Below are 9,402 nucleotides of genomic sequence, written 5' to 3'. Positions count from 1 at the left end.
ATTATATTTTATAGGATTTTTTTAGATTTAACAATATTTTATCGGTAACACCGATTTTTTACCTTGAAAAAATAGGCTAACCTGTGGTATATTGAAGATAGAAAAAGGGAAAGCCAGAGAAGCGGCTACCCTCAACAGTGATTTACCTAATTACTTAGGCCGTCAACTATTCGCAGTAGTTGGCGGCTATTTTCGTTTATCCTTGAAAATCTTATAGCAAAGACCAACAAGGGCAACAATGAATATACAAAACTGAATCAAATCAGAATATGTAACCATTGGCAACGCCCTCCTTTCTTTCGTCTGGAGGGTTAGCCCCTCCGATAAAGAGGGTAAGCCGCCCGGCTCTCTGGTTTCCCATGTATTTATATTATCATCTTACTGTAAGGCTTTCAATCAAATTCTGACCGGATCGCCTTTTTTATTTTTGGAAAATTTACGGGGGTGAGTTGGCGGCGGCTCGCCCAGAAATACACCCCCCACCCAGGGCCTCCGCTCCGTTCGCCCGGTTCTTTCTGTGCAGCTGCCATCTACAGCCGGGACGCACACCAGAATCACACAAAATCATGCTTTATTTTATATTTTGTCACAAGATTGTCACAAAAAGCATATAAAAAAGCCTCGGAGTGCTGATTTTACTAGCATTCCAAGGCTTTACATATCAAGTATTTTTTCTTGACAAAATTATTTTTCGGATATTCTGCCCTTTAACCCAGAATTCCCAGGTGCTCCAGCAGAATCTTCAGGCCGATACAGATGAGAATCACGCCGCCCGCGAATTCCGCTCTGGATTTGTACTTCATACCAAAGATATTGCCGATGCGAATACCGATGGCGGAAATCACGAAAGTTGTTACACCGATAAATGTTACGGAAGGAATCAGCGCCACGTTTAAAAAAGCCAGGGTGATCCCCACGGCCAGGGCGTCGATGCTGGTGGCTACCGCCAGCATCAGCATCGTTTTAAACGCAAACGGATTCTCTTCCTTCGGACAGACCTCCCCGTCCTCTTCTTTTCCCAGAGCCTCCCGAATCATATTGACGCCGATGATGAGAAGCAGCACAAAGGCAATCCAGTGATCGACACTGGTGATGTAATCCTTAAACTGGCTGCCCAGCAGATATCCAAGAAGCGGCATCAGCGCCTGAAAGCCGCCGAACCAGACGCCGACGATGCAGCATTCCTTTACGCCCACCTTCTGCACCGCCAGGCCCTTACAGACCGATACGGCAAAAGCGTCCATGGACAGACCTACCGCAAGAACGAAAAGTTCTACCAATCCCATAATGAAGTTCTCCTTTTTCTTTTTATTCCGGCGTACAAGCCCCTATATAAAACAAAAGACCTACCCGCAGAATTTCTTCTGCGGATAAGTCTCGTTATTTCATACAAAACCAGGCTTTATGGCCAATGTGTTGATTTTGTCACGCCAGCCGGCGCTAACTACTCCCTTATGCACTGGTCGCTATTTTACTATATTTTCCCGGCAAATGCAAGGACATTTTTCTCATTTATTAAACTTTTACAGGTTGATCTTCACTAACCGCGGCCGGAAGCCTGCCTCGTCCAGCTTCTTGACGATGCGGTTCTTGTGCTCGGTACCGAAGGCCTCGATGGTGATGCGCAGCTCCACGCCCTCGTTCCGGTTGGTACCGATAAACTGATTGTGATCAAGCTTGACGATATTGCCGTTCTCGTCGGCGATGACCTGGGAGATCTTGACCATCTCTCCGGGCTTGTCCGGAAGCATGGTGGATACGGTGAAGATACGGTCTCTTTGGATCAGGCCGAACTGTACCATGGAGGACATGGTGATGATGTCCATATTTCCGCCGCTTAAGATGGAGACAATCTTCTTACCTTTCACGTTCAGGTGGTTCAGAGCCGCTACGGTCAAAAGACCGGAGTTTTCTACCACCATCTTGTGGTTCTCCACGATATCCAGGAACGCGCCGATGAGCTCGTCGTCGGTGACGGTAATGATGTCGTCCAGATTCTTCTGAATATACGGGAAAATCTTGGTTCCCGGAGTCTTTACGGCGGTACCGTCGGCGATGGTGCTGACCGTCGGCAGGGTGGTCACCTTCTTATTCTTCAGAGAAACCTGCATACAGTTGGCGCCTGCGGGCTCCACGCCGATAACCTTGATATTCGGATTCAAAAGCTTTGCCAGAGTAGACACGCCGGTGGAAAGTCCGCCGCCTCCGATGGGAACCAGAATGTAGTCTACCAGCGGAAGCTCCTTTACAATCTCCATGGCGATGGTTCCCTGGCCGGTGGCTACCGCCAGATCGTCGAAGGGATGGATAAAGGTATAGCCGTGCTCCTCCGCCAGCTTATACGCATACTCACACGCCTCATCATACACGTCGCCGTGAAGCACGACCTCAGCGCCATAGCTCTTGGTACGCTCCACCTTCATCAGCGGTGTGGTGGTCGGCATGACGATGACCGCTTTTACGCCGTAGGCCTTGGCCGCGTAAGCCACGCCCTGGGCATGATTTCCGGCGGACGCGGTAATCAGTCCCTTGGAGCGCTCCTCCTCCGACAATGTGCTGATCTTATAATAAGCGCCGCGAATCTTGTACGCGCCGGTTACCTGCATATTTTCCGGCTTCAGATATACCTTATTGCCGGTGCGCTCGCTGAAATACGGACTGTATAACAGCTTGGTCTCGATCGCTACTTTTTTTACCACCTCTGAGGCTTCCTCAAATTTTTCCAGTGTAAGCATGTTTTTCTCCTCTTATATTGTGTTTTTACAAATTTTGTCAGTCATCATTTTCCTGATGGAACAGGGCGTTCACAAATTCGTCCGCGTCAAACTTCTGCAGATCCTCGATGCTCTCACCCACGCCGATGTACTTCACCGGGATACCAAGTTCGGACTGGATTGCCACCGCGATACCGCCCTTGGCTGTTCCGTCCAGCTTCGTGAGAATGATGCCTGTGATGTCGCAGACCTCTTTGAACTGACGGGCCTGCTCCAGAGCGTTCTGTCCGGTGGTGCCATCCAGGACGACCAGGGTCTCACGGAATGCGTCCGGGTACTCCCGGTCGATAATCCGGTTGATTTTCCGAAGCTCCTCCATCAGATTCTTCTTATTGTGAAGACGTCCCGCCGTATCGCAGAGTAATACGTCCGCATGCCGCGCCTTGGCCGCGCAGACTGCGTCATAAACTACGGAAGCCGGATCTGCGCCCTCGCTGCCGCCGATAATCTCCACGCCGGCCCGGTTCGCCCACTCGGTCAGCTGCTCGCCTGCTGCCGCGCGGAAGGTATCTGCCGCCGCCAGAATCACCTTTTTGCCCTGATCCTTCAGCTTGCCTGCAAGCTTCCCTACCGATGTGGTCTTACCCACGCCGTTGACGCCGATGACCAGCACCACGGACTTCTCCTGCTCGAAGCGGTATGCCACGTCGCCCACCTGCATCTGCTCCTTGATGCTGTTGATCAGAAGCTGCTTGCATTCGGATGGCTCCTTGATGTGCTGCTCCTTCACCTTCTGCTTCAGATCCTCCAGGATAGCGTTGGTGGCATTAATGCCGATGTCGCCCATGATCAGGATCTCCTCGATCTCCTCATAGAAATCGTCGTCAATCGCGGAATATCCGCTGAAAATACTGTCAATACCGGCCGCGATGTTTGCTCTGGTCTTGGCAAGACCGGAGACCAGACGGCTGAAAAAGCCTTTTTTTTCCTCAGACATTTCATTTCCCCCTGAATTTAACTATTCATCTAATTCCTCTTCAATCAGATTTACGGAAACCAGCGTGGAGACGCCCTTCTCCTGCATGGTAATACCATACAGACGATCTGCGGACTCCATGGTTCCCTTCCTATGTGTAATAATAATAAACTGTGTATTCTTTGTCAACTTATGAAGATATTTTGCAAAGCGGTTTACGTTGGAATCATCCAGAGCTGCCTCAATCTCATCCAGCAGACAGAAGGGCGAGGGTTTCAAGTTCTGAATGGCGAACAGGAGTGAAATGGCCGTCAGGGCCTTTTCTCCGCCGGAAAGCTGCATCATGTTCTGCAGCTTTTTGCCGGGCGGCTGGGCGATAATCCGCACGCCTGCCTCCAGCATGTCCGCATCCGGATCCAGCTCCAGGGTTCCCTTTCCGCCACCGAACAATTCCTTGAAAGCCTTGTCAAACTCTACCCGAATCCGGGCAAACTGTTCTTCGAACTGGCGGCGCATGCCTGTATCCAGTTCCGAAATAATGCCCATCAGGGTCTCCTCGGCCTTTACCAGGTCGTTCCGCTGGGTGTTCATAAATTCATACCGCTCTGAGATATTTTTATAATCCTCAATGGCATTCACATTGACATCGCCCAGCTTCCGTATCTCATCCTTCAGCACACTGGTCTGCTTCTTCAGTGCCGCCAAATCCATATCCTCTTCCTGTTTCATGGGAAGGGCTGTGTTGTAGGTCAGCTCGTACTCCTCCCACATGTAATCGGTCAGGGAATCCACCGTTTCTTCCAGCTTTTCCCGCTGACTGTTCAGGCGGAAAACCTCTTTATCCAGCCGGGTCTGCTTATCGGACAGCTCCTCACGCTTCGTAAAGAAATCCTTCTGGCCGGTCAGCAGTGCTTCCCGCTTGCCGCCAAGCTCTGCGGTCTCACCGTTTAAGCGCTCGCTCCTGGCGATCATGTCCTCTATCTGCTTCCGCAAAGCGCCGATGCCTTCCTCTTTGGCTTCGATGTCGGCATTGCCCTTCTGCATACCCTCGTGAATCTCCTGCTCTTCCGTATGAAGTCTCACAAGCTCCCGCTCAATACGGGCCGCGTTTTCATCCACAAAGCCCGCCTTCTGGGTCAGGGCCGCCAGCTTCAGGTGCGCCTTTTCGTTGTCGCCGATGCTCTCAGCCTCGCTCTGCTTCAGCTCAGCCAATCTTGTCTGCGCTATCTCGATTCTGGCCTCGTTCTGCTTCTCCTGCTCCTCAGACTCCCGTATTTCCCGGAAAATAGCTTCGCGGCTGTCGTGAATGTCCGCAAACTGCTTCTCGATTTCCGAAAGTTCCTTTCGAAGTCCGGAATAGCCCTCAATAATCTCATCCAGTCTTGCTTTCGCCTGATCGGAATTCATCTTCGCCGTATTCTGCTGCAGATACAGCCGCTGTAGCTCTGTACTTAAGGACTCTGCCTCCGCGCGCCGTTCCCGGCGCTGCTCCCGCAAAGTTTCGATCTGAAGACGGGCTTCCCGGATATCAGCCTCCAGCTTCTGTACATTCTCTTCCAGCTCCGTCAGTTCCCGCTTTCGGCCAAGCAAATTGCTGGAATTGCGGAAGGCTCCGCCGGTCATGGAGCCGCCGGGGCTTAGGGACTCGCCCTCCAACGTGACGATAAAGATGGAATGGTTGTATTTGCGGGCAATGCGGATGGCATCGTCGATATGCTCCGCCACCAGCACCCGGCCCAGCAGATGCTGTACCACCCGGTCATATTTTTTATCCGCCCGTACCAGAGTACTTGCAAGGCCGATGGCTCCCTTTTCCTTCAGGGCCTCCGGCTTCGCGAAGCCGCCCCGTCCACCCACGCTGGTCAGGGGCAGGAAGGTGGCCCGGCCAAACCGGTTCTTTTTCAGATATTCAATCAGCTCCTTGGCAGTATCCTCATTTTCCGTGACAATATTCTGGATGCTGCCGCCCAGAGCTGTCTCGATGGCGGTCTCATACTGCTGATCCACTTTGATGAGGTCCGCTACCACGCCCTCGATGCCCGGCACGTTCTTTTTCTGCTCCATGACCTTGCGGATGCTGTTGCCGTAGCCATCGTAGCGCTCGGCCATGTTCCGCAGGGATTCCAGGCGGGAGGATTCCCGGTGAAAAGCGCTCTGGCCAATCTCCAGCTCCTCGTTCTTTTTTCCCAACTCCCGGCGCAGGCCTTCGGCTTCCGCCTCCTTCTCCCGCTGAGCTTCCGACAGTGTAATAATTCTTCCGGAAATTTCTTCCAGTTTCTTCAGATGTCCTTCGTACTGTACCCGCTGCTCTTCCTCACTGCTTTTCGCCAGCAGCAGCTTCTGATTCAGCTCCGTTCTCCGAATCTGGGCCTGCTCCTGCATGGCGTCGTAGCGCTGCAGGCGGCCCTTGGTGGAGGCCCGCTCATTTAACAAACTGATGATGGTGTTCTTGCTGATCTCAGCGGCTGTATTTTCCGCCTCGATCTGCTCCCGCAGCTCCTGTAAGCGCGCGTCGGCCTCGCCGGAAACGGAGGCAGCTGCCTCCAGCTGCTTTGCAAGCTCCGCCTGCTCTGCCGCCAGTTTTTCTCTGGCCTCCTGCCGCTCCTTCACATCCGCCGCGATATTTTTCAGACGTCCTTCCAGCTGCTCGCCGCCCTGTCGGACGGAGTTGATCTGCTCCTTCAGGACTTCAATCTGGCCTTCCAGCTGCTGACGGCCCAGACCCGCCCTGGACGCCGCTTCCTTCGTCTCATCCAGACGTCGGTTCAGCTCCTCTAACTCTTCTTCGATGCGGGCGTGTTCCTTTTTGATATTCTCATACTGTCCGGTAGTCTCTTTTAACTCCCGATCCGTATCGCTGATTTTCTGCTCCAGCTCCGTCAGCGCCCCCTGGACACGCTCCGTCTCCAAAAGGAACATATTCACATCGCAGAGCTTTAATGCTTCTTTTTTCTTCAGATATTCTCTGGCTGCCGCTGACTGCTTTTCCAGCGGTCCCAGCTGCTTTTCCAGCTCCGCCAGAATGTCGTTAATGCGGACGATGTTCTGCTTCTCATCCTCCAGCTTCTTCTGGGCCGTGTTCTTCCTGCGTTTGAATTTCACGATTCCGGTGGCCTCGTCGAAAAGCTCCCTGGACTCCTCCGGCTTACTACTTAGAATCCGGTCAATCTGGCCCTGTCCGATGATGGAATAGCCCTCTTTACCGATACCGGTATCGTAAAACAGCTCGTTGATATCCTTGAGCCGACAGGCTGCGCCATTGATCAGGTACTCGCTCTCGCCGGAACGGTAGAGACGTCTTGACACCGTCACCTCTTCATAATCTATGGACAGCTGATGATCGGAATTATCCAGCGTAATCGCCACATAGGCATAGCTTAAGGGCCGCCGGTTTTCGGTTCCCGCGAAGATGACGTCCTGCATACTGCCGCCTCGCAGCTGCTTCACCCGCTGCTCGCCCAGAACCCAGCGCACCGCGTCCGCCACATTGCTCTTGCCGCTGCCGTTGGGTCCTACAATGCCGGTGATCCCGTTGTGAAAATCGAATACAATCTTATTTGCAAAGGACTTAAAGCCCTGTACCTCTATACTTTTTAAATACATTCCTTACCCCGTTATCCGCGGACTTTTCTGGCCAGAAGTGCCCGGTACGCCGCTTCCTGCTCCGCCGCCTTCTTAGTCCGGCCGCTGCCGCTTCCAAGCACCTTCTCGCCCAATACCACATTTACCGTGAACCGCTTATTGTGATCCGGTCCCTCTTCCTTCACCAGTTCATAGTGAATCGGTTCCTCGGTTTCACTCTGAATCTGCTCCTGAAGGATAGTCTTGCTATCATAAAAGAGTTTTTTATGCTCAATGTCATTTAAAATAAAATGATGTACGAATTCTTTTGCATTAGCAAAACCACCGTCCAGATAAATCGCGCCAAGCAATGCCTCCATGGCATCTGAGGTAATGGAATCCCTGTCACGTCCGCCGGTCAGCTCCTCGCCTTTTCCCAGCCTCAGCCATTCGCCTAACCCCAGGTCTCTCGCACACAGCGCCAGGGTCTGCTCACAGACGATGCTCGCACGGGTACGGGTAGCCTCACCCTCCGGCATGGTCGGATAATTCTGATACAGGAACTCACTGGTGGCAAGCTCCAGTACCGCATCTCCTAAGAACTCCAGGCGCTCGTTGTTCTGCAGGCGGTCCCAGTGGCGCTCGTTGGCATAGGAGCTGTGGCACAGGGCGTGCTCCAAAAGCCTCCGGTCGTGAAAATGGTAACCCAGTTTGTTTTCTAATTCTTCCAGCTTCATTTGTTCTCCTCACAAACAATAACGTAAAAATGTCTCAGAAAAGCCGCAGCCTTTCTGAGACAAGTTTCATATTCTTCTTAGTCCTTCTTCAGATTGCGAATGGCTTCCACCGCGTCGCCGACGGACACGATTTTCTCAGCTTCCTCCTGGGCGATCTCGATGTCGAATTCTTCTTCGATTCCCATGATAATCTGAAATACGTCCAGAGAATCTGCTCCCAAATCGTCTACAAATGTGGTGTCCATGGTGATCTCATCCTCATCCACATTCAGAACATCCGCAATAATTCCTTTCAGTTTTTCAAATTCCATTGTTTCATCCTTCCTCTCTTACGATATTCTCTTTAATCTTATCATTAATCCGCTGCTCTTTAAATGTTACGCACTGGATAATGGAGTTCTTTACTTCTTTTGCTTTGGAGCTTCCGTGGGTCTTCACCACCAGGCCCTTAAGACCCAGAAGCGGCGCTCCGCCATATTCGGTAGCATCAAAGGACTTCAGCGTCTCCTTCAGCGCCGGCTTCACCAGCAGCGCGCCGATTTTGCTTCGGAGAGTGCTCATCATACCGGCCTTGATCTTGCTGACCAGCACGGCTCCCACGCCCTCATAAAGCTTCAGGATGACATTTCCCACAAAGGCCTCACAAACGATAACGTCCGCCTGTCCGTGGGGAATCTCTCTCGCCTCAATATTGCCCACGAAATTGATACCCTCACACTCCTTCAGAAGCGGATAAGTCTCTTTCACCAAGGCGTTGCCCTTCTCCTCCTCGGCTCCGATATTCACGATAGCCACCCGGGGATTCTTCACGCCCATGACGTGCTCCATGTAGATGGAACCCATTTTCGCGAACTGTACCAGATGAGACGGTCTGGCATCCACGTTGGCTCCGCAGTCAATCAGCAGAGACACGCCTTTTTCCGTCGGAATTAACGGCGCCAGGGGCGGTCTCTCCACGCCCTTGATGCGTCCCACCAGAAGCTGGCCTCCTGCCAGTACGGCTCCCGAGCTGCCTGCCGATACGAAGGCGTCCGCCTTCTCCTCTTTTACCAGCTTCAGTCCGACTACAATGGAAGAGTCCTTCTTCGTCCGGATAGCTGCCACCGGCGGCTCCGCCGTCTCGATCACCTCTGTCGCGTTCACGACCTCTACCTGCTGCTCTCTGTATGAATATCCCTTTAGCTTCTCCCAAATCAGTTCTTCTTTGCCAACGAGCAGAACCTGAATGTCCTCCCGCAGCGCTACGGCTTCCATGGCGCCCTTGATAATCTCGTCCGGCGCATTGTCGCCGCCCATTGCATCCACCGCAACTCTGATCATATCCTGCATAAATCTTTCCTCCTGATCTCCTGATCCTATGTATGCAGATCCTTTATCATAATACTAAATATCAAATGAGAAATCAACAGTTTCT

8 protein-coding genes are annotated in these 9,402 nt (G+C 52.3%); all 8 read right to left on the bottom strand.

Annotated elements, in window-relative coordinates:
• Nucleotides 1-186: 186 nt before the first annotated feature.
• Nucleotides 187-279: a putative holin-like toxin gene (locus ACTRC3_RS10950; protein WP_262594973.1), complete on the bottom strand. Its 93-nt coding sequence runs from the start codon at nucleotides 277-279 to the stop codon at nucleotides 187-189.
• Between the two features lie 428 nt (nucleotides 280-707).
• Complete coding sequence (locus ACTRC3_RS10945; RefSeq protein ID WP_440323085.1) at nucleotides 708-1,286, bottom strand: manganese efflux pump MntP; 579 nt, start codon at nucleotides 1,284-1,286, stop codon at nucleotides 708-710.
• Nucleotides 1,287-1,523: 237 nt separating this feature from the next.
• Entirely contained in the window at nucleotides 1,524-2,735 is a 1,212-nt protein-coding gene (ilvA, locus tag ACTRC3_RS10940) for a threonine ammonia-lyase (protein ID WP_440323084.1), read from the bottom strand.
• Nucleotides 2,736-2,772: 37 nt separating this feature from the next.
• Complete coding sequence (gene ftsY / locus ACTRC3_RS10935) at nucleotides 2,773-3,711, bottom strand: signal recognition particle-docking protein FtsY (protein WP_178038688.1); 939 nt, start codon at nucleotides 3,709-3,711, stop codon at nucleotides 2,773-2,775.
• Nucleotides 3,712-3,732: 21 nt separating this feature from the next.
• Complete coding sequence (smc, locus tag ACTRC3_RS10930) at nucleotides 3,733-7,293, bottom strand: chromosome segregation protein SMC (protein ID WP_440323083.1); 3,561 nt, start codon at nucleotides 7,291-7,293, stop codon at nucleotides 3,733-3,735.
• Between the two features lie 11 nt (nucleotides 7,294-7,304).
• Nucleotides 7,305-7,988, bottom strand: a complete 684-nt coding sequence (rnc, locus tag ACTRC3_RS10925; RefSeq protein ID WP_178038686.1) for a ribonuclease III — start codon at nucleotides 7,986-7,988, stop codon at nucleotides 7,305-7,307.
• Between the two features lie 77 nt (nucleotides 7,989-8,065).
• Nucleotides 8,066-8,299, bottom strand: a complete 234-nt coding sequence (gene acpP, locus ACTRC3_RS10920) for an acyl carrier protein (RefSeq protein WP_178038685.1) — start codon at nucleotides 8,297-8,299, stop codon at nucleotides 8,066-8,068.
• 4 nt (nucleotides 8,300-8,303) lie between these two features.
• Nucleotides 8,304-9,308 carry a phosphate acyltransferase PlsX gene (gene plsX / locus ACTRC3_RS10915; RefSeq protein WP_440323086.1) on the bottom strand — a complete coding sequence of 335 codons (1,005 nt, stop codon included), beginning with the start codon at nucleotides 9,306-9,308 and terminating at the stop codon, nucleotides 8,304-8,306.
• Between the last annotated feature and the right edge of the window lie 94 nt (nucleotides 9,309-9,402).

Origin of the sequence: Laedolimicola sp., assembly GCF_051972735.1 — a bacterium.
GTDB lineage: Bacteria > Bacillota > Clostridia > Lachnospirales > Lachnospiraceae > Laedolimicola > Laedolimicola intestinihominis.
This window is presented reverse-complemented; position numbering and strand designations above follow the sequence as displayed.